The sequence below is a fragment of the Nonomuraea monospora genome, from assembly GCF_039531895.1.
GTDB classification, from domain to species: Bacteria; Actinomycetota; Actinomycetes; order Streptosporangiales; family Streptosporangiaceae; genus Nonomuraea; species Nonomuraea monospora.
The window spans coordinates 16,471-38,018 of sequence record NZ_BAAAQX010000008.1; the positions used below are offsets into that span (position 1 = coordinate 16,471).

Sequence of the window (21,548 nt, forward strand, 5' to 3'; positions counted from 1 at the left end):
CCATGGCGCTGATAGTGATGCGGCTGCATCCGGTCGAGCCGGTCCGGGGTGAAGACTTCACGTCCTTTCTAGACGGTCTGGTCATCGAGGCGTTCGACCTGAGCGTGCAGAACGGCCAGCTCGGCGTGTCGCTCGGCACGACGACGTACGTCGCGCCCGTGCCGCCCCCGCCGCCGCAGGAGCCCACGCCGTGGGTGCCGGCGCCGACGACTGGGATCGTCCAGCACTACAACCCGCCGACGGTCGTCTCGCCACCGACCCCGCAGGCGGTCGCCAGTGCGGTGATCGAGGTCATCCCGCCAGCGGGACATCCGGAGCACCGCACCAGCGACGTACGCCTGAAGATCACACGGGACGGCAAGGAGATCCTGCACGGCCAGCTGTATTTCAATGTCGACGTCGCGGCGGGCGGCATTCCGGCAAACCGCGCCGACCTGACCACGATCGCGACCACCAGCCTGTACCTTGGGCTGCCCGACCCGGGCCGCGAGATCGACCCGGCGGACGGCTACATCACCGTCGCCGCCGACGGTACACCGCCCCGCTACGATCAGCTGCGCGCCGCCGTCGGCCTCGTGCTCAGCAACGACCCGGGCGCAGGCAATCCCCCTCAACTGGCTGACCTCACCCCGCGGCAGGCGCGGCACATCGCGTACGAGATCGTCTGGAACCACAAATACCGGCCGCTGCCCGGACCGCAGAAACGCACGCTCGGCCAGATGTACACACTGCCCGAGCAGGACGACGACGGCGGCGATGCAGCCGCCCGCGGTCAGTTCGAGGGAAACCTCCAAGCCTACTACGCGACCGGCGACGCCGACGCGGAACGATTGGCAGGGTTCGTACTGGCCCTGTCGGCTGGCGAGTACGCGGCGCAGCTGAGCGCGGCGGCCGACCGGGCCGGCTTCCTCATCCCCGTCATGCCGCACGAGACCGACACCGAGTCCCGGTTTAAGTCAGTACGGGTCATCTTGACCGGATCGGAGCAACCGACCGTACCTCCCACCACCATCGCAACCCCGTTCACCGTGCCGGCCGCCTACTTCTACGCGCTGGGCGCGACGATCCCACCACAGATCGACAAGAACGAGCGGTACCAGCGGGCGGTGCTGGCCGAGGAGGACCACACCCGCCGAGCCCTAGCCACCGCGATCACCGCCGGGGTGCTGCTCGCCGACGCGGCCAGCAACGTCGTGATCGACGGGGTAAACCCAGCCCAGGCAGCCCGCCGGTTGCGCTCCCTCGGCGCCGTGCAGGGCGTCGCGCCGGTGTTCGCCCTGAACGGCCCGGAGGCCGACCGGGTGGCCGTCCGGGCCCTGGTGACGGCCTGGCTTGCGTACCCCGGGGACGACATCCTGACCTTCTGGCGGGACGCCCTTCCGCCGCCGCCGGCCCCGGTGACCGACCGGATTACCGGGCACCTGGAGCTCATCCTCCGCGCGCTGACCGACGGCCACCAGCCGCTGATCACCGCGATCGAGAACCTGCCGGCCCACCGGGTGCAGGACATCCACCAACTGACCACGCAGCAATGGCGGCAGTTGTTCGGGGATCCGATCGACACCTCGCTGCTGCCCCGGTTCACCCAGCCCGGCAGCCCGGCGGACCGAGTGGCGGCGTTCATCCGGCACGTGCAGAAGTTCTTCGCCGTCGGCGGCACCGGCGGCGACGCGGCCATCGCGCCCGCAGGCGCCCCGCCCCGCCTGCGCACCTCGTCGGCCGACCCGGTCGCTGAGTTCGCCCGGCAGTACCGCGTCGCCGCCGGCACCGAGTTCGTCTTCGGCGGCGCCTGGGACGCTGGCCGCGCCGACCAGGCGGTCGCGGCCGTGTTCCCTCCCGCCGACCGGCCGGCCGAACATGACTGGCTCGCCGAGGCCGTCCGGGTCATCGACGAACTGGTCCGATTGAGCGCCAGCGCCGGCATCCCAGCCGAGATGCGGCCGTCCGTCATGGAGGCGCTCTACACGCGCGGCATCACCGACCGCGACCAGGTCGGCCGACTCACCACCGACCAACTGAGGGAAGCGCTGGCCGGCACGGTGGCCTTCGAGTACGCAGACCCCATCCACGCCAACGGCACCGGCGCCCCGTCGGAGGGCGGCGAGCCGGCCGGCGGCTTCGTCCCGGTCAACCCGGACGGTTGCCTGGTCAACTGCATGCCGCCGGAGCACCTGTCGCCGCTCGGCCCGGTGGCGTACCTGCACGATCTGCTCCGGCTGACCAGTAGCTGGACCTGTGCGGGCCCGCCGGTCGGCGACGAATTGCCCACACTGGGTGAACTAGTCGCCAGGCGACGCGGGCCGGTCGGCGAGCTGCGGGCGACAGCCGCCAACCTGGATATCGCGCTGCCGGTGGCCGACCTGGTCGGCGAGTGCCTGGAAGCAGTCGCCGCCGACCCGGGGCACCCGGTCGGCGCTGTGTACGACACCGGCGAGATCGCCGGGCACCCCGGCCACGACCCGGAGACGCTGTTTGCCGCGGTCCCGGAGCACTCCACCCCGGCCACCCCGGTCGCGCAGCCCGCCGGCTACCTGGCGCTGGCCACCGACTTCTCCGCGCCTGGGCTGCCGTACACCCAGCCGCTGGACGTCAACCGGAGTTACCTGGCCCAACTGGGCAGCTGCCGGTACGACGTGATGCGCCGGTTCCGCCGCGACATCACTGAATTCGTGGTGGCGCCGGACGCCGAGCCGGCCGATTTCCAGCGGCACCTGTGGCGTTTCCCGGTACGCGTCGACATCGCCCGCGAGTACCTCGGGATCAGCGCTGACGAGCACCGGCTGTTGTTCGGCTCCGAGATCGGCGAGGAACCGGCCGAGGGCCGGCTGACGCTACGCGAGCTGTACGGCTTCCCGGCCGCCGGGGTGGGCCGTGAAGCCTGGACCGACGTGGTGGCGCGGTTGCCCGAGTTCCTGCGCCGCACCGGGCTTACCTACTGCGAGTTCGTCGAGCTGTGGCGCTCGGGCTTCGTGTCGTTCGGCCGAGTCGGCGACGACGCCGGGTTCCCCGACTGCGAACCGTGCCACCTCGACGACTTCCGTATCGACTTCGGTGACCGCGACGCGGCTGAGTCGCTGCTGCGGCTGACCGTGTTCATCCGGCTGTGGCGGCGGCAGCGGTCCGTACCTCGGGCCGGATACAGCTTCGCCCAATTGCGCGATATCTGTGAGGTGCTGGGGCTGTTCATTCAGGACGGGGGGGTCGCCCCCGGCTTCGTCCGGCAGCTCGCCGCGTTTCAGATGCTGCGGGATTCGTTCGGCATCGCTCTTACCGATCCAGCCGATCCGCCGATCGAGGGCGCTACCGGCGCGGACCGAACCCACCTGCTCGCCCTCTGGGCCGGACCGGGCGCCGCGAAGTGGCCGTGGGCGCTGGACGAACTACTCGACCAGGTTCAGGCGTACGCCCGGGTCACCCACCGCTGCCGGCCGCGGGAGGCGGAGTTCCGTAAGCTGCTCGCCGACAACCTGGACGCGCTGTCGGCAATGGCCGGCTTCGAGCCTGGCGGCTGGCACGAGCGGCCCACTCACACGCTGCGGTTCGCTGAACTCCTTGCAAAGATTTCCGCGGCCGACTTCGGCGTGGGTGAGCTGCTTTTCGTCTGCACCGCGGCGGAGCACCTGCGCGGCGACGACCCGTTCCCGCTCCAGCCCGTCAATGAGGCGCTCGGCTCACCGCTCGGTCTGCCCGATGACGACGCCGGGCACTCCCTGGCGGTACTACGTCGCACGCTGCTTGATGCGCGAGTCGCCGATGAGGACGTCGAGCACTGGACCTGGCGTCGGATCGCCCGGGCGATGCGCGATCGATTCGGGTACGCCCCGGCGGCTGGCACCGATCCGCTGCTCGACCTGGCCGTGCACTTCTTCCCGTCGGACGTACATGGGCACCACCACGTACCGGAGGAACGGCGGCAGTACCGGGTCGACCTGCCGGGCGCCGCCGAGGCGATGTGGAACACTCCGGACGGCCCGTTCCGCTACGACGAGGCCGCCGGGCAGCTCTATATCGAACTTCCGCTGACCGACGAGGCGGTGATCGCAAAACTCGGCCGTGTCCGGCAGCTCGACCCGGCGGAGAGGACGGCCGTCCGCGAGCTGTACTTCGCGCCGAGGGCCGCGCTGACCCCGTTCGCGTTCCTCTTCGCCGACCTCGCCGAAGCCGAGCGGCGGCTGATCCAGGAGCCCGACGAGCGCAAACGCTGGCGGTACTTCCGGCACCAGTTCGCGCTCTGTCACCGGCGTTCGGAACTGATCGCCGGACATCTCGCTGGGCACATCGCTGCGGTGACCGGCCGGGAGAGCGACGAGGGAGCCGATGTGGCCGCAGTGATCCTGCGCGCGCTGCACGGCGACGAGAACCACGCCGTGGGCGGGTGGGAGGACGACTTGGGGGCGGCACCCGCCGTCACCTGGCCGGTGCCGGGCGGTGGCGCGTTCGCAGCACTGCTGGCGCTCACCGGCACCGGCCTGCTCGGCGAGTTCGACGCCGGAAGCGGCCCGGTGTGGCGGGAACTGCGCGGCCCGACCGCGGCCTTTGGCGGCGTCGGCGACGCGGCGAACGTGGCCGTGCCCACCGTGTTGCCCGCCCTCGATCTGGCGGCCGAACAGCCAGGCGTCGTGCGCACCGTCAACGGGATGTTCTTCGCGCTGCCGGACGGCGAGGCTCTCGGTGGCGGACAGGGCTTCACGGTCACCTGGTCGGGCGTGCTGCTGGTCGACGAGGGCGGCGACTATGAGTTCCATGCTGGCGAGCCGCTGCCCGACGACGACCGTCCCCGATGGCGGGTGGTGCTGCGCCGCGGCCAGCGATACTGGGTGCTGCTGAGTCGGCACTGGCCGGATGAGAGCGCGCCGCCGCAGCACAGCGGCCCGGTGACGATGCGGCCGGGCGCCTACGACCTGACCATCGAGTTCGTCCAGCCCGCGCCCGCCGACCCGAACGCCGAGGACGTCCGTCCGGTGCGGGGCGGCTTCCGGCTGGAGTACGCGGGCGCAGACACCGGCGGCGAACGGGTCGTCATCCCTGGGAACCGGCTGTTCCGGCCGTACGCCGACGGGACTTTGGCGGACGGGATCGAAGGGCTCGACGGGACCGCGCTGGCGGCGCTCGCTGGCCGGTACACCGGGAGCCTGCGCGACATCCGCCGCACCTACCAGCGGGCCTTCCAGGCGGTTCTGATCGCGCACCGGTTCGGGCTGTCCGCCCGGCCGGTCGCCGACGACCGCCGTTCCGAGATCGAGTACCTTCTCGCGCATCCGGCGAATTTCACCGGCCGATCCTACCCACGGGACGGCGACGCCTACACCACCCACCGAGCGGACCTCGATTTCGACCTGCAGCCGGTGAACGACAACTATCACGCGCCGTCACCGGCCGCCGACCGGCGTGCCGCCCCAACGCCGCGTCGGCAGCAGGCTCTTTTCGACCGGTGGGAACGGATCTTCGACTACACGGCCGTACGCGCCGAGACCGCGGATGCACCGGAGCCGCCGCTGTGGCTGCTGTTCCACGAGAACGCCGAGCGTCATCCGGACGTGGCTGGGCCGCTGCGCCGGCACGTGGGCATGGACGCCCGGCACATGCCGCTCGTGCTGGCCTACGACCCGGGGATCGTCCTGACCGGAGATGACCTGCTGGACGAGCGTTGGGCGACCCGGGTGTGGCGGGCAGAACGCTGGCTTCGGGCCCTGGAACGTGTCTTCCCCGTAGCCGACATCGCCGCCGCCCGGCCCGACCTGTGGGCCGCGGACGACCCCGAGCCGGGCAACGTCAACCTGACCGAGCTGGTCCGCGACGGTTACTTCGAGCAAGGCGAGCCGCGCCGCTACGGCGAGGTCACCCGGCTCAACGACGGGCTTCGGAAACGGGCCCGGGCGGCGTTGCTGGCGTACCTATGCGGGATGGACCGAGTCGCGCTGCCCGGTGGCGGCAAGATCCGCAGCCCGAAGCAGCTCGGCGACCTACTGCTGATCGATGTTACGGACGGGGGCTGCCGCCGGACCGGCCGGATCGAGGACGCGATCAACGCGGTCCAGCTGTACGTCCGGCGCGCCCGGCTCGGGCTGGAACCAGACTTCCCGGTGTCGAACGGATTCGCTCTGCTCTGGGACCGCAACTACGCCGACTACGAGGTGTGGCGGGGCAGCCAGCAGCGCCGGCTGTACCGGGAGAACTGGGTTGACTGGTCGGAGCTGGCCAGGGCCCGGCGCAGCGAGGCGTTCGCCCTGCTCGAGGCTGAGCTGCGGCGCAGCACGCTGTCCGTACCGGTGGCCGGCGGGCTGGAGTACTGGCCCGCGCCGGCCCCACCGGAACACCCCGGGCAGCTGGTCCTGCAAGCCCGCGACCTGTCCCGGATCCAGGGCATCGATCCTGCCCACCACGGGTTCGGCCTGCTCGGGACGCCCGAGGCGGCTGGGCGGCCAGCCTGGCTGTCCAGCCTGACACAGCCAGCCGGCAAACCCGAACCCGAACCCGAACCCGACGGCGACGGCGACGGGCCGGTCATCGGGCTGCGGCGGCTCCGGATGGCGGCCAAGGGCGAGCGGCTGCCACTGTGGATCCAGGCAGCGGCCGGCCTGGGCACCACGTTCCTGCGGGTGGCGGCGGCCGGCGAACCACCCGCCGCCGCCCCCTTCGCACCGCACGGTGCCAGCTGCAAGGCACCGCACGCCGCGCCAGTCGACGAGTACTACTTCTGGTTAATCGGGTCCCGGGAGTACACCTCGCCAGCGACCGATGCCGGCACGCACGGCTCGGACCAGGACCCCGGCTGGCTGTGGCACGACCCGGCCGAGTTGCCGAGGTTGCTCGCCTGGGAGCCCCGCGCTGGGGTACGGCTGGCCTGGACGCGGGTGCACAACGGCGAGTTCGGCGAGCTGCGCACCAGCGCCGAAAGCGTGCCCCTCGAGGGTACGAATCCACAGCTCACCCTCGCCGGCCGCACCGATGACTCGCTGCGGTTCGAGGTCAGCGGCGCAGCGGTGCCGCCCGGCCACCGCGATCCCACGGCACCCGGCTTCCGGTACGACCTCGCCACCGATACGGCCGTGTCGCTGCCTACGGTGACCCCGGTCCCGGGCTTGACCGTGCTCGCAGAACCTGTCACCGACGCCGAGGCCACCATCACCGTCGAGAGCGCCGCTGGGTTCCCCCACACGCTGCCGTTCCCGCTGGTGATCGGCTTCGGCGAGGCGCAGCAGGAGACGGTGGTGGTGACCGCGATCGCCGAAGCGACGACGCTCACCGTGACCCGCGGCACGAACGGCAGTGCGGCGGCCGCGCACACCGCCGGGACGACCGTGCGATACACGTCGCCGTACCCGGGCGGGCTGCGTGCGTACCCGTACTTCGTCTACTTCGCACCAGGCGCTCCGGTGACCCCGCCTTCGCCGTACGCCGCGGCCATCACGGCTGCGGCGGCACTGCGGGCGCACTGCCAGCCCGAGGCGGCGCTGCGATGGTACGAGCTTGCCTTTGCGCCACTGGGCTCCGACTCGTCCTGGCTGCGCTGTGAGCTGGACGGGGAAGACCCGGAGGAGGAGGCGGAAGACGGCCGGTGCTGCCACGACAGCACCATGGCCAGCGACGACGACGTGCGGAACCGGGCGATCGTCCTACACTACGCCGAGACGCTGATCGAACTCGGCGACGACCGCGTGTCCCAGAACACCTCAGAGGCTCGGCTCGTCTACGACACCGTGGCCACCCTGCTGGGCCCGGCGCCGCGCACGGTCCTCGGCACCGGCGACGCGGAGGACCGCACTGTCGCCTCGTTCGAACCCCACCACGCCCCGCTGAACCCTCGACTGCTCGCGCTGTACGAGCACGTCGCCGACCGGCTCGCCCGGATCCACGACTGCCAGCCCAGCGACCTGCGCCCGGCCAATATGGACACCTGTCTGCCGCAGAGCCCCTACCGGTTCATTTTCCTGAACCAGAAGGCTACCGAGTTGGCCGGCGAGGTGCGGGCGATGGGCGCCGCCCTGCTCGCGGCGTTCGAGAAGGGCGATGCCGAGGTCCTTCAGGCGCTGCGCGGCGAGCACGAGTTGCACCTGCTCCAGCTCACCACCGAAGTGCGCCGACACCAGTGGCGGGAGGCGGACTGGCAGCTCCAGGCGCTGCGCAAGGCCAAAGAGATCACTCAGACCCGGTTCCGCCACCTCACCCTGCTGATCCAGAATGGGCTGAACAACCGGGAGGACGAGCACGTCGGGCTGATCAACACGGCCTTGGGCGAGCGGACTGCGGGCAATGTCTCCGAGGGCATCGCCCAGGTGATGAACGCAATCCCCGACATCTTCGCAGGGTTCCCGGTCACCCAGACGTGGATTCCGCTCGGCACCAAGCTCAGCGGCGTATTCATGGCCGTGGCCCGTATCGCCAACGTCCTCGCCGAGATCTCCACCACGACCGGCGGGCTGCGAGCGACCCAAGCAGGCTGGGAGCGCCGCGAGGAGGAGTGGCGCCATCAGGTGGAAACCCTCGGTCTCGAACTGGACCAGATCGAGTTGCAGATCCTCGCCGCGGAACGACGCCGGGATATCGCAGGCCACGAGCTGAACAACCACGAGCGCCAGGTGGCGAACTCACGAGAGGTGCAGCGCTTCCTACGTGACAAGTTCACCAGCCAGGAGCTGTACTTCTTCCTGCAGCAGGAGACCACCGCCATATACCGCCAGCTCCACGAGTTGGCGTTGCGGGTGGCCGGGCAGGCACAGCGGGCATTCAACTACGAATGCGGCCACACCAGAGCGACCTTCGTCCCGACGCAGGCGTGGGATAACCTCCGCGAGGGCCTGCTCGCCGGGGAGCGCCTGGTCCTCGGGATACGCCAGATGGAGCATGCCTACCTCGACGCCAACTACCGGGAGTACGAGCTGAGCAAGCACTTCTCGCTGCGGCTCGACTTCCCGATGGAGTTCCTACGCCTGCAAGCCACCGGGGTTTGCGAGATCGACATACCTGAGTGGATGTTCGATGCCGACCACCCCGGCCACTACCTGCGCCGGATTCGCAGTGTCAGCCTGACCATCCCATGCGTCGTCGGCCCCTACGCCGGAGTTAACTGCCGACTGACGCTGATCAGCAGCATGACCCGGGTCGCGCCGCACCTGACGGACCCGCCGCATGCCTGCTGCGCGGATGGCAGCCCTGGCAATGGCTACCCGCCTGGTCCTGGCGACCAGCGCTTCGTCATCCAGTACGGAGCGAGCGAGGCTATCGCCACCTCCACCGGCCAGAACGACAGCGGCCTGTTCGAGCTGAACTTCCGGGACGAACGGAAGCTACCGTTCGAGTTCGCAGGCGCGGTCAGCCGCTGGCGGCTCGAGCTGCCGCCGGAGAACAACCGCTTCGACCTCGGCACCGTCTCCGACGTGGTCATGCACCTCAACTACACAGCCCGCGAGGGCGGTGCCAGGCTGCGCCGGGCGGCCACCGAGATCGCCCAGCGCCATCTGCCCGGGGACGGGATCCGCTACTTCGACGTCCGTCAGGACCTGCCGGACGCGTGGTATCAGCTACAGTCCAACGAATGCCGGGCCGAACTCGCGATTCCACTCGGCCGGACGATGTTCCCGTATCTGGCCGGCTCAGACCCGGTGACTGTGTCCGGGATAGCGGTCTTTGTCGAAGTTGAGCAGGCTCCGCGCGCCCACTTCCTGGGCGAATTCGCGGCGCACCGGCGACACCCTAGCCGCCCCCAGCCGTTCAGCTGCGTCACCAGCACCGACTTCCCCGGCCTTTACTGGGGTGTACTCGTCTTCGACGAGCCGGTCGAGGTCGCCGGCGAATCGCAGGAGGCGGGTGTGCTGCGGTTCCCGGCCGGGCTAGGGAACATCAGCCGCGTGCTGATGTTCTGCCGCTACCATACTGGCCGTGCGTGGCCTGCCCACCGCGAGCATGTGCCGTCGTCACCCGGCATGCGTCCCGAGTGGTGACAGTACGGCGACCAGCGCACCCAACGCGGAAGCTTGGGGGCGCTGGTAGGTCGCGAGGCAACGCCGCAGCTCAGAATGTGTGTTGGTCGCCAGACCGCCACGGTAACGCCCGAGTGCGTGATCGGCGGGCTCGGGCTGGACGCCGCCGGGCGGCTCGGCCTGCAACTCGCCGAACCGGGATGCGTCGGCCGCGTACTGATGGGCTCCACAGACCGTGGGTCCACGCTGACCTGCCAGCCAAGCAGCCCCGCACCATCGGCGAGGGCCTGCAACTGAGTGAGGATCTGCTGCCACCCCAGCCCGCTGCCAGCGGGCTGCGGCGGGTGGCGAGCGCCTGGTAGACGGCTCGTTGTGCGGGCCGTGGCGGGGTTGTATGGACGACGGTTCCAGCCGGTCCGGCGAGGGTGACGACAGACGGGACAAATTCGCGGTTGATCCGGGCCCGCGCTGCTGCTCTGGTTGAACTATCGGCCACCGCCTCCAGTTGACCGATGGACAACGTGGGTCCAAGAGCCGCTAAAAGCCGCATTTGATCAGGAGCCCCGCGCCACGCCTCAGGAACTATGACTGGGCGCCCACACTAGCCGAAGCCGAGGAATCAACCTCAGTCGACCATAACGAGATCAAGGCTAGAGACGTTTGAGCCATTCATCGTATTTTTCTTTCACCTGTTCGTACCCCTTCAGCTCCGGAAATTCGCCCGTTCGTGGCAGTGTTTCCAACTCCACTAGCCACCGCGCTATGGCTTCACACGCCTCCAGACCAGCGGCGGGGACCAAACGGCTGTGCTCCGATAATAGAACATTATCTGGCCGCACGGTCGCTGCAATTAGGTGTCGCATCGGGCCACTCTCATTCCCCGTCCCAAGCCGATCAAGCACTGTCTTGACGAGATCAGATTTCCGGTTCTCCGTGAGAACATGCGCCTTGAACAGCTGATACAGAGGGAAGCATTCCTTCGTCCAATTGGTTCCGGCGAGAAGTACCGGCTTGCCGAGACACAGCGTACTCACTCCTTCTGAGATCGTCCCTTTTGCGCCTTTGAGTACGATGGCGGCATCGCAAAGGCTTGCCTCCAGGAAGTTCCGCTGGTGGTTCATGTGCGAGTAGACAACGCCGCCCTCGTCATGGCGCTTGAAGTCAGGATCGTTACCGTCCTTGAGCACACCGATCCAATGGCCGTCAATTGCCACACCCGTCAAGGCTGCGTCCTTCACCGTCTTCGGACACAGTTGCGTCTCCTTCATACCACCTGTGAGAATGACGAAGCCTCGAGCAGAAATCCTCTTGCCAGCGCACTGAGCCAAGTCGAGAACGTCTCGAGGGACATCTTTGCTGCCTCCGAACACGGCAACGATCATGGGTCGACGGCTTGCCTTAGTCACGGCGCACCTACTTCCGCGGACGCGTTAACTCGATTTTCTCTCTGCGGCGTTCGAACGCAAGGGCTGCAATCATCCTGTCCCGCTCGAAACACGGTTTCGCGCTCTGAGTTGGGGTTTTGCTGCGCGATCAGAGCGGCGACTGCGACCATCGCGAGATAGTGTTGTCGCTTATCTACCGCGTCTACCGGTTGGTGCGAGGTTTGTCCGGCCTGTTGACGGTGTTGATCCTGCGTTCCGCAGATGCGTAGCGAGAAATGGGATGTCGAGTTTGGCCAGGATGTCGCGCTGGGGCTTGGTCAGCTCGGCACGCTGGCGGAAGGTGCCGGTCGGGCCGGTGAAGGTGGCCACCGTGAGGAGGTCGAACTCGTCGCGGATGCGGCTCCAGGTGGCGCCGGTGGTGGTCTCGATGATGTGGATCAGCAGCAGCGCCAGCCAGCACAAGATGGCGTGCGCGCGGATGCGTTCCTCGAGCCGGTGATGTACCGGGCGCAGGTCGATGACCTTGTGGGTGCCGAATATCGTGTCCCCTCATGCTACCTGGGCGTATACATGTAGGAGGCCGCCGACTCGGTCTCGTCGGGAGACATGAATGTCCGCGTCGACCGGATCGGGTAGCGCCCGCAGCGGGCTGGCCTGCTTCAGAGCTCGATGCGGACGATGCGCATTGAAGTAGGTCTCGTACTCGGCAAGGATCTTACGCAGGTGGCGTTCGTTCATGATGAGGATCCGGTCGAGTCATCGAGCACGCCAGCAGGCGCGTCCGCGTGTTGGGCACCACCGCTTACCCGACCGCCGACTGGGTCATCCAGGCGATCAGGAATCTGGTGATGGATCTGGACGATGCGGGCTGCCGGGCGCGCTTTCTGGTGCGAGATCGAGATGGGAAGTTTCCCGCGCTCATGGACGAGATCCTCGCCGAAGCCGGCATCCAGACCGTGCTCACCGGCATCCGGATGCCACGGATGAACTTGATTATGGAGAGGTGGGTACAGTCGTGCCGTTCTGCTGGCCACCAGCCCGCAGAAACGCTGGCCGCTCACCTAGACATCGGCGTGTCCGTTGACACCAGTGACGCATGTCAGGAGCGGGGACGGGCGTTGAGCACTCACCCGGAGCTAACCATCGACCATAATCGACCCTCCATATCGGTTACCTCACTCACACAATGCGACATCACGTCGCACCTACAACCAACACCGCGCCCACCAGGCCCTGACCCAAGCAGCCCCGCTGCGGCCGACCACCGTGAAGGAGAGCTCCCGATCCTGCCTGTACGGCAGACCCGGAACGACGAGCGAGCCCGCTGCGTCGAGGTAGTCGATCTCCTCCCAGCCGGGGTTGAGGGTGCTCCTTGCCGTAGCTGCACATCTCAAGCCTTGACGCATCACGGACGCAGATTCAGCCATTGCGCGACTTCCATTACCTGGGGTTACCAGTACTCCGAGCACTCCGAAGCCGCCATGCAGTACGCCGTCGAACACGCCAGGGCCCACGGTGCGCGCCTGCACGTGCTCCACGCCTGGCAGACGCCGGTCTTCTCGCCGTACCTGGCCGCCTGGAACAGCGTCCTGGTGGACGTCTACCAGGACGAATCCCGGGCGGTCGCGGAGAGCGTGACACGATGGCACGAGAAGAACCCGGACGTCGACATCACCCACGAGACGCTGTCCGGACATCCGGTGGGCATCCTGGCCAGGGCCGGTGAGACGGCCGACCTCGTGGTCGTGGGCTCGCGCGGGCGAGGCGGCTTCGCCTCGGAGATCCTGGGCTCGGTCGGCCACGGCGTCCTGCATCACGTGACCTGCCCGGTCGCGGTGGTACGGCCCCGCAAGGAGAACGCCTGAGCGGCAAGGCGACGTCCGCACCGCGGGGTTGCCGTTCAGATCGCGGTGAACCCGCCCGCTACCATGGCGCCCGCGACGACTCGACGCGGCCGCATAATCCCGCGAAGGATTCACGCAGACGATCACTAAGGCTGCCGTCGCCAACCGCCAGGCGGCCGGCTACGACCCGGACAGTCCGCGGCTGGCTGAGCTCGTCCGCTCGCTCACCGATCAGAGCGCGGACTCTGCGCCCTCTGGAACGCTCACATCGTGCGCGGCAAGACCCAGGAGGCCAAGCGCTTCCTGCACCCCGACGTCGGCTCCCTCGCACTCACCTACCAGGCCTTCGACGTACGTGACGCCCCGGCCAAGCAGCTTGTCATCTACCACGCGGAGCCGGGCAGCGACCGGAGGCGCTGACGTCCCTCCGACCCGGCGTCTGATCCGGCGCGCGTGGCGCGCCCGTCAATACGGCAGCGCCCTTCCCGAAGGGGTGCGCAGGTCGATGCCCGGCCGAGGGCGAGCCGGCTTCGGACGCGACGTCACACGGATGGTGCGCATCTCCACTCGACTCCTCGGCTAGGTCGTCCTTGTCTTGTACGCCACCGTGCCGCACGACGGACGAGGCGGGCAGGGGAGGAGGACCTTCGCCGCACGCCCGAAAGCCCCGGATCGGGAGAGCCCTCAGTCTCCCGGTGCCGTCTCGCGGTCCTTGGACCTGCGGCTACCGGGACTTCCGGCCCTGCACGCCGCCTCGCGACTCCGGTCAGATGGTGGTGACGAAGGAGGACATCATGATCGTTGTTGGGGTCGACGGCTCCGTGCCGGCGCGTGCCGCCGTTGCGTGGGCCGCCAATGACGCCGTTCGCATGCATCAGCCTCTGCGGCTTGTGTACGCGGTGGACCGGCAGCCGTACCAGGTCGCGAAGTTCCCGGACGCCGATCGGCCCGACCGGCTGCGCCGTACCGGGCAGAAGGCGCTGAACGAGGCGGTGGCCCTGGTGCACGAGCGCCAGCCCAGCGTCGAGGTCACGACGCTGCTGGAGGAGGGGCCGCCCGTCCGGGTCCTGCGCGAGCAGGGCAAGGTGGCCGTCGAGGTGGTGGTCGGCAGCAGGGGGCTCGGCGGGATCGCCAGCGCCCTGCTGGGCTCGGTCAGTGACCATGTGGCCGGTCAGGCCGAGGTCCCCGTCGTGGTGGTCCAGGGCCGGCAGCGGCCCACCTACGGGCAGATCGTGGTGGGGGTGGACGACACGGCCGAGTGCCGGTCGGCGCTGGCCTACGCCTTCGAGCAGGCGGCGCTGCGGGGCAGCAGGCTGCGGGCGGTGCACGCCTGGCGGCGGCCCGTCCAGGCGTTCGGGACCGAGCTCCCGCACGAGATGGAGGAGGACCGGACCGCTCGTGAGCAGATGCTGCGGGCGCGTCTGGAGCCGTTCACGCGGCAGTACCCGGGCGTGAGCGTGATCGCCGACGTGCGGTACGCCGACGCGGTCGAAGCGCTCGCCCAGGCGTCGCAGGAAGCGGATCTGCTGGTCGTGGGCTCGCACGGGCGCGGGAGCGTGAGCTCGGCGCTGCTGGGCTCGGTCAGCAGGGGCGTTCTGCACCACGCGCACTGCGCGGTTGCCGTGGCCCGCGGGAGCTGAGACCGAGGACCTTCGGCCCCCGGCATGCGGGACGTTCGCCGCTGCCCGCACCGATGAGCGCGGCGCACGCTGAGCGGAGAGGCGAAGGAGGCGAGATCGTGATGTGTCTGGGCATACCGGGAAGAATCGTGGCTCGCGACGGCGAGACGGGGACCGTGGACTTCGACGGGCTGCGCCGCGAGGTGTGCCTGGCGTACACGCCGGAGGCCGGCGCGGGCGACTACGTGATCGTGCACGTCGGCTTCGCCATCTCCGTGCTGGACGAGGACGAGGCGCTGCGCACGCTCGCCGTGCTGCGCGCCATCCCGGGAGGACTGGATGAGATACCTCGATGAGTACCGCGACCCCGTCCTGGCCCGCCGCCTCGTACGGGAGATCCAGGCCGCCGCCACCCGGCCGTGGTCGATCATGGAGGTGTGCGGCGGGCAGACGCACACCATCGTCCGGCAGGGCATCGACGAGCTGATTCCGGTGCGCATGGTGCACGGGCCCGGCTGCCCGGTGTGCGTGACGCCGCTGGCCACCATCGACCGGGCGCTGGTCATCGCCGCCCGCCCCGAGGTCATCTTCACCTCCTTCGGCGACATGCTGCGCGTGCCGGGCTCCGGCGCGGACCTGCTGTCGGCCAAGGCGCGCGGCGCGGACGTGCGCGTGGTGTACTCGCCCCTGGACGCCGTGAAGCTGGCGGCGGCGAACCCGGACCGGCAGGTGGTGTTCTTCGCGGTCGGCTTCGAGACCACGGCACCGGCCAACGCGATGGCCGTGCTCCGCGCGGACGCGGAACGCCTCGGCAACTTCAGTGTCCTGGTCAGCCACGTCCTGGTGCCTCCCGCGATGGCCGCGATCATGGAGTCCGCCTCGGTGGACGCCTTCCTGGCGGCTGGGCACGTGTGCGCGGTGATGGGCTGGACCGAGTACGAGCCGCTGGCCGCCAAGTACCGGGTGCCGATCGTGGTCACCGGGTTCGAGCCGCTCGACCTGCTGGAAGGCATCCTCATGGCGGTCCGCCAGTTGGAGGAAAGCCGCTTCGAGGTGGAGAACCAGTACGCGCGGGCCGTGCGCCGCACCGGCAACACCTTCGCCCAGGACGCGGTGCGGCGGGTCTTCCGGGTGAGCGACCAGACGTGGCGGGGGATCGGGCAGATCCCGGCCAGCGGGCTGGTGCTGGCGCCGCAGTTCGCCTGCCATGACGCGACGCTGCGGTTCGGCGTCGGCGACGTCAGCGCGCGCGAACACCCCGCGTGCATCGCGGGCGAGATCCTGCGCGGCACGCGCACCCCGCTCGACTGCGCCGCCTACGGCACGCTCTGCACACCGCGCAGACCGCTGGGCGCGCCGATGGTGTCCGCCGAGGGCACCTGCGCCGCCTTCCACAACGCCGGCCGCATCCGACAGGAGACGCCATGACCACGCGCTTCGACCCCATCGCCGCCACCTGCCCCGCCCCGCTGGCCGAGAACGAACGGGTGCTGCTCGGCCACGGCTCCGGCGGGCAGCTCATGGCCGAACTGCTCGCCGACCTCACCCCCCGCCTCGGCGCCGGCACGCTGGAGGACGCCGCGATCGTCGCCACCGGCGCGCCGGAGATCGTGATGTCCACCGACGGGTTCGTCGTCACCCCCCGCTTCTTCCCCGGCGGCGACATCGGGTCGCTGGCCGTGCACGGCACGGTCAACGACCTGGCCATGATGGGCGCCGTACCGGTGGCCCTGACCTTGGCCTACATCGTGGAGGAGGGGCTGCCGCTGGACGAGCTGCGCCGGGTGACCACCTCCGTCGCCGAGGCCGCCCGCGCCTGCGACGTCCGCGTCGTGACCGGAGACACCAAGGTCGTCGGCAAGGGCGCGGCGGACGGCCTGTTCGTCACCACCACCGGGATCGGCGTGCGGCTGCCCGGCGCGCACGTCGCCGCCGCGAACGGCCGCCCCGGTGACGCCGTGCTGCTGTCCGGCCCGATCGGACTGCACGGGATCACCATCCTGAGCACCAGGGAGGGGCTCGGGTTCGAGACCTCGCTGGCCTCCGACAGCAGGCCGCTGCACCGCCTGACCGCCGCGATGATCACGGCGGGCACCTGCGGGGTGCACACGTTGCGCGATCCGACCAGGGGCGGGCTGGCCGGCGCGCTGAACGAGCTGGCCGCCGCCTCCGGCGTGGGCGTGGAACTGGACGAACCGGCCATCCCCGTCCCGGCCCAGGTCGCCGCCGCCTGCGACCTGCTGGGGCTGGACCCGCTGCACGTGGCCAACGAGGGCTGCCTGGTGGCGTTCGTCGACCCGGCCAGGGCCGGAACGGTGCTCGCCGCCATGCGGGCACGGCCGGAGGGCGCGGCGGCCACCCGCATCGGCACCCTGACCGCCCGCCATCCCGGACGGGTCACCATGCGCACCCTGGTGGGCTCGCACAGGGTCATCGACCTGCTGGTGGGGGAGCAGCTCCCGCGGATCTGCTGAGGCCGCGCGCGATGGTGCGGGCCAGGGCCGCCACCGCGGCCGACACCGGCTCCGACAGCCCCGCACCGAGGGCGAACGTAGCGCCTTCGACGGTGTAGACGACCAGCTCCCCGGGCATCCGGCCGAGAACACGCGCCAGCTCCACGGCATCGGCCAGAGACAGCGCATGGCTGCTCGCCCCGCCGTGCGGCAGGGAGGCAACACCGCGGAAACGGCGCACGACACCCGGAGGTTCGCCCGAGCACGCGGCGTCGATCACGACGGCCACCTCCGCTCCCGTCCACGCCTCCATGAGCTCGGCCGGATCACCGCCGTTCTCTACCACTGGCACGCCCAGCTCGCGCAGCAGACGGGCGGTCGCGAGCCCGGCGCCGTCGTCGCCGCGATAGTCGTTGCCGAGCCCGATGACGACGGTCCTACTCATGGCTGAGCGACAGGTCGAGGAAGTGCGCCGAGCAGGAGATGCACGGGTCGTGGTTGCGGATGGCCCGCTCGCACAGCTCGGTCAGCTCGGCGACGGGCAGGCCGAGCCGGGGTTCGACGAGGGCGCGCAGGTCGTCCTCGATGCGGGCCTGGTTCTGCGCCGTCGGAGGGACGATGTCGGCCTCGGCGATCAGGCCCTGCTCGTCGATGCGGTAGCGATGGTAGAGGGTGCCGCGCGGCGCCTCCGATGCGCCGTGTCCGACGCCCGGCCACGGGGCGACGGGCACCGCGGGCTCGTCCGGGGGCACGTACCGGTCGATGAGGCGCAGCGCCTCCTCGCACGCGTGCACGATCTCCACCGCGCGCACCACGATGCTGCGGAACGGGTTGCGGCACACCCGCCCGAGCCCGGCCTCGGCGGCGGCCCGCAGCGCCAGCGGCGACAGCTGCGGCGCGTTGAGGGCGTAACGGGCCAGCGGGCCGGTGAGGTAGCCGGGGCGGCCGTCCAGGCGGGCGTGCAACGCGGTGGAGTGCCGCACCTGCTCCTCCACCACGTGGCGCGGCCAGTCGCGGACGGGGAAGGCGGTGCCGTCGCTGACGGCGACGTCGCCGGACAGGATCGCGTACTCGGCGCGATGGCGCAGCGCCAGGAACCGGTAGTCGTGCTCCACGTCGGGGAAGTCGAAGCCGCTGACCCACTCGACGGTGTCCAGCGCCGCGCGAAGGGCCTGCCGGAGGCGTCCGGCGAGTGGCGTGAGGTCGGCGGGCGCCCGGTAGAAGCCGCCCAGCCGCACGTTGATCGGGTGGATGGCGCGCCCGCCGACGGCGGCGACCAGCTCGTTGCCCGCCTTCTTCAACGCCAGCCCGCGTTCGACCGCCGGGCGGTGGTCGGCGGCCATGGCCACGCCGCTGGGATAGCCGAGGAAGTCGGGGGCGTGCAGCAGGTAGATGTGCAGGGCGTGCGACTCGATCCACTCGCCGTAGTAGAGCAGCAGGCGCAGGTCGCGCAGCGGGCCCTCGACGGTGACGCCGCAGGCCGACTCCAGCGCCTGGCAGGCGCTCATCTGGTAGGCGACGGGGCAGATGCCGCAGATGCGGGCGGTGATGTCGGGCGGCTCGGTGCAGGCGCGGCCTCTCAGCAGCGCCTCGAAGAAGCGGGGCGGCTCGTAGATCTTGAGCTGCAGGTCGGTGATGCGGCCGTCGCGGGCCCGCACCAGCAGCGCGCCCTCGCCCTCCACTCGGGTCAGGCCGCCCACGCGGATCGTCTTATGCGTCACTGCTGCCTCCGAAGGAGGTGACGTTGAAGGTGCGGTAGACGCGCGCCAGCTCGTCGTCGTCCATGCCGGCGGCGCGCAGGCGAGCGTTGAGCGCTGCCGCGTTCGGGCTCTCCATCGGCCCGAAACAGCCGAAGCAACCGCGGTTGAACGCCGGGCAGAGCGCGCCGCAGCCGGCCTGCGTGACCGGGCCGAGGCACGGGGTGCCGTGCGCGACGAGCACACACGGGTTGCCGCGGGCCTTGCACTCGACGCAGACGCTGTGCGCGGGCACGACCGGGCGCCGCCCGGCCAGGAAGGCGCCGATGACCTCCAGGAGCTGGCGTTTGTCGATGGGGCAGCCGCGCAGCTCGAAGTCGACCGGCACGTGCGCGGAGATCGGGGTCGAGCGGTCGAGGGTCTGGATGTAGTCAGGGCGTGCGTAGACGACGGAGGCGAACTCGCGAACGCCGGCCAGGTTCCGCAGCGCCTGCACCCCGCCGGAGGTCGCGCAGGCCCCGATCGTCACCAGGTGCCTGGAGACGCGACGGACGTGCTTGATCCGCTCCAGGTCGTCCGGTGTGGTGATCGACCCCTCCACCAGGGACAGGTCGTAGGGGCCTGCGCCGCGGGCGCTGGAGGCCTCGAGGAAGTAGGCGAGGTCGACGTTCGCGGCGACGGACAGCAGCTCGTCCTCGCAGTCGAGCAGGGTGAGCTGGCACCCGTCGCAGGAGGCGAACTTCCACACGGCGAGCTTGTTCACAGCTGTTTCACCTCCAGCAGATCGCTCACCTTGTCGTAGGTGAGCACGGGGCCGTCGAGGCAGGTGAACAGGGGGCCGAGCTGGCAGTGGCCGCACCGGCCGAGACCGCACTTCATGTTGCGCTCCAGCGACAGCGCGATCCGCCCGGCGGGCACGCCGCGCCGCAGCAGCTCTTCGGCGGTGGCGCGCATCATGATCTCGGGGCCGCACACGAAGGCGTAGGTGCGGGCCGGCTCGAACACGATCCGGCCGACGAGCTTGGTGATCAGCCCGGTCGGGCCCTTCCACGTCCGGTCCGGATGGTCCACGGTCACCTGGACGTCGAAGTCGCGCCCCCAGCGGGCCAGCTCGCGTGGGTAGATGAGGGTCGAAGGGGTCCGGGTGCCGGCGATGAGGCTGATCCGGCCGTAGCGGGCGCCGTGCGCGGCCAGCTCGCGGATCACCGGCCGCAACGGGGCCAGCCCGAGCCCGCCCGCCGCGACCACCACGTCCAGCCCGTGCGCGTCCGGCAGTTCCCAGTGGGTGCCGAACGGGCCGCGCACGCCGACGACGCCGCCGCGCCGCACGCGGCACAGCGCCCGGCTCACCGCACCCACGGCGCGAATCGTCTGCACGTAGCCGCCCGAGCGGGCGTGCCCGCTGATCGAGACGGGGATCTCGCCGACGCCGGGGGCGTACAGCATGGTGAACTGGCCGGGAAGGAACGGCGGGCACGCCCCGTCCACCGGCTCCAAGGTGAGCGTGACGGTGTCGGCCCGGTCGGGCCGTCGCGAACGCACGCGGTACGGGGACGGGATCATCGCAGCCGCTCCAGCTCCTCGGTGATGTCGATGCCGGCCGGGCACCACGTGACGCACCGGCCGCAACCGACGCATCCGTAAGAGCCGAACTGGTCGACCCAGGTGGAGAACTTGTGGGTGAGCCACTGCCGATAGCGCGCCGTCCCTGACGAACGGACCGGCGCGCCGCCCAGCTCCGTGAAGTCCAGCGTGAAGCAGGAGTCCCACCGTTCGGCGCGTTCGGCCGTGCCGTCCGTCAGGTCGGTGCCGTCCTCGACGGTGACGCAGAAGCACGTCGGGCACACCATCGTGCAGTTGGCGCACGCCAGGCAGCGGGAGGCGATCTCGTTCCAGACAGGAGACTCACGCCGCTCGGCCAGCCGCTCCTTCACTCCGTCGAGGTCGACGCGGCGGCCCATCCGGGCGGCGGCGCTCTCACTGACCTCGCGGGCGGCCTCCCGGTCGGCGTCGCGGGCGGGCCTGGACGGCAGCGCGGCCAGCAACTCCGCACCGCGTTCGCTGCCCGGCTCAGCCAGGAACCGGTGCGGCCCGGTCAGCTCGGTCAGCGCCAGATCGAAGCCGGAGGTGGCGCGCGGGCCGGTGCCCATGGAGGCGCAGAAGCACGTCCCGCCCGGCACCGCGCAGTTGACGGCGATCAGGAACAGCGCCTCGCGGCGCTCGCGATAGGCCTCGTCCGGATACCGGCCGCCCAGGAACACCCGGTCCTGCACGGCCAGCGCCGCCAGATCGCAGGCCCGCACGCCCAGCAGCGCCACCTTCGGGGCCTCGATCGGAGCCTTCTCCGGCACACCGTCCCGCATCCGGAACAACGGGGAGCGAGGCGGATGCGTGTAGCGCTTGACCGCATCGGGGCTCGCGGCGAAACCGAAGACGAGCTCGCCATGCTCGTACAGGCGGTAGACACCCGGCCCCTGCTCATCGGCCCGGCCGGCGGGCAGGTCGGCGGCGGAGCCGAGCTCGGCGAAACGGATCACGCCGTCGCGGGCGACGGGCCCGACGACGGTGTACCCGCGTTCGCGCAGCGCGCGGATCAGCGGGTCCAGCGTATCCAGGAGGGCAGGCTCCAT

13 protein-coding genes and 2 pseudogenes are annotated in these 21,548 nt (G+C 70.2%); 7 read left to right on the forward strand and 8 right to left on the reverse strand.

The genetic code is table 11. The features are described from left to right. The first annotated feature begins 2 nt into the window (after positions 1-2). Entirely contained in the window at positions 3-9,941 is a 9,939-nt protein-coding gene (locus ABD331_RS17340; RefSeq protein WP_344475786.1) for a Tc toxin subunit A-related protein, read from the forward strand. A gap of 629 nt (positions 9,942-10,570) precedes the next feature. Here the strand turns inward: ABD331_RS17340 and ABD331_RS17345 are convergent. The 3 genes and pseudogenes from ABD331_RS17345 to ABD331_RS17355 form a co-directional block, all read right to left on the reverse strand. Continuing rightward, positions 10,571-11,302, reverse strand: coding sequence for an SLOG cluster 4 domain-containing protein (locus ABD331_RS17345; protein WP_344475788.1), 732 nt, complete (start codon positions 11,300-11,302; stop codon positions 10,571-10,573). A 192-nt stretch (positions 11,303-11,494) separates the two neighbouring features. Next, positions 11,495-11,830: pseudogene (locus ABD331_RS60930) on the reverse strand (hypothetical protein); the annotation flags it as partial. 209 nt (positions 11,831-12,039) lie between these two features. Next, positions 12,040-12,366, reverse strand: coding sequence for a hypothetical protein (locus tag ABD331_RS17355; protein WP_344476517.1), 327 nt, complete (start codon positions 12,364-12,366; stop codon positions 12,040-12,042). On the opposite strand from ABD331_RS17355, the gene ABD331_RS17360 reads away from it, so the two are divergent. The 6 genes and pseudogenes from ABD331_RS17360 to hypE all read left to right on the forward strand — a co-directional run bounded on the left by ABD331_RS17360 (position 12,301) and on the right by hypE (position 17,242). After that, complete coding sequence (locus ABD331_RS17360) at positions 12,301-13,170, forward strand: universal stress protein (protein WP_344476491.1); 870 nt, start codon at positions 12,301-12,303, stop codon at positions 13,168-13,170. The genes ABD331_RS17355 and ABD331_RS17360 overlap by 66 nt on opposite strands. A gap of 240 nt (positions 13,171-13,410) precedes the next feature. Beyond that, positions 13,411-13,569 (forward strand): annotated as a pseudogene (locus ABD331_RS17365) (MmyB family transcriptional regulator); the annotation flags it as partial. Between the two features lie 374 nt (positions 13,570-13,943). Further along, entirely contained in the window at positions 13,944-14,789 is an 846-nt protein-coding gene (locus ABD331_RS17370) for a universal stress protein (protein WP_344475792.1), read from the forward strand. Positions 14,790-14,890: 101 nt separating this feature from the next. Beyond that, entirely contained in the window at positions 14,891-15,124 is a 234-nt protein-coding gene (locus ABD331_RS17375; RefSeq protein ID WP_344475794.1) for a HypC/HybG/HupF family hydrogenase formation chaperone, read from the forward strand. Continuing rightward, entirely contained in the window at positions 15,108-16,196 is a 1,089-nt protein-coding gene (gene hypD, locus ABD331_RS17380) for a hydrogenase formation protein HypD (protein WP_344475795.1), read from the forward strand. Before ABD331_RS17375 ends, hypD begins: the two co-directional genes overlap by 17 nt. After that, positions 16,193-17,242 carry a hydrogenase expression/formation protein HypE gene (gene hypE, locus ABD331_RS17385; RefSeq protein ID WP_344475796.1) on the forward strand — a complete coding sequence of 350 codons (1,050 nt, stop codon included), beginning with the start codon at positions 16,193-16,195 and terminating at the stop codon, positions 17,240-17,242. Before hypD ends, hypE begins: the two co-directional genes overlap by 4 nt. Here the strand turns inward: hypE and ABD331_RS17390 are convergent. From ABD331_RS17390 to ABD331_RS17410, 5 genes are read right to left on the reverse strand one after another with little or no spacing between them, the layout of a single operon-like run. Then, positions 17,199-17,666, reverse strand: coding sequence for a hydrogenase maturation protease (locus ABD331_RS17390; protein ID WP_344475797.1), 468 nt, complete (start codon positions 17,664-17,666; stop codon positions 17,199-17,201). The genes hypE and ABD331_RS17390 overlap by 44 nt on opposite strands. After that, the gene (locus ABD331_RS17395; RefSeq protein ID WP_344475798.1) at positions 17,659-18,942 is read right to left on the reverse strand and encodes a Ni/Fe hydrogenase subunit alpha; all 1,284 of its coding nucleotides are present in this window, start codon (positions 18,940-18,942) and stop codon (positions 17,659-17,661) included. Before ABD331_RS17395 ends, ABD331_RS17390 begins: the two co-directional genes overlap by 8 nt. Next, positions 18,932-19,681 carry an NADH-quinone oxidoreductase subunit B family protein gene (locus ABD331_RS17400; protein WP_344475800.1) on the reverse strand — a complete coding sequence of 250 codons (750 nt, stop codon included), beginning with the start codon at positions 19,679-19,681 and terminating at the stop codon, positions 18,932-18,934. Before ABD331_RS17400 ends, ABD331_RS17395 begins: the two co-directional genes overlap by 11 nt. Next, positions 19,678-20,481, reverse strand: coding sequence for an FAD/NAD(P)-binding protein (locus ABD331_RS17405; protein WP_344475802.1), 804 nt, complete (start codon positions 20,479-20,481; stop codon positions 19,678-19,680). Before ABD331_RS17405 ends, ABD331_RS17400 begins: the two co-directional genes overlap by 4 nt. Next, on the reverse strand, positions 20,478-21,548 hold the full coding sequence (locus tag ABD331_RS17410; protein WP_344475804.1) for a 4Fe-4S dicluster domain-containing protein: 1,071 nt from the start codon (positions 21,546-21,548) through the stop codon (positions 20,478-20,480). Before ABD331_RS17410 ends, ABD331_RS17405 begins: the two co-directional genes overlap by 4 nt.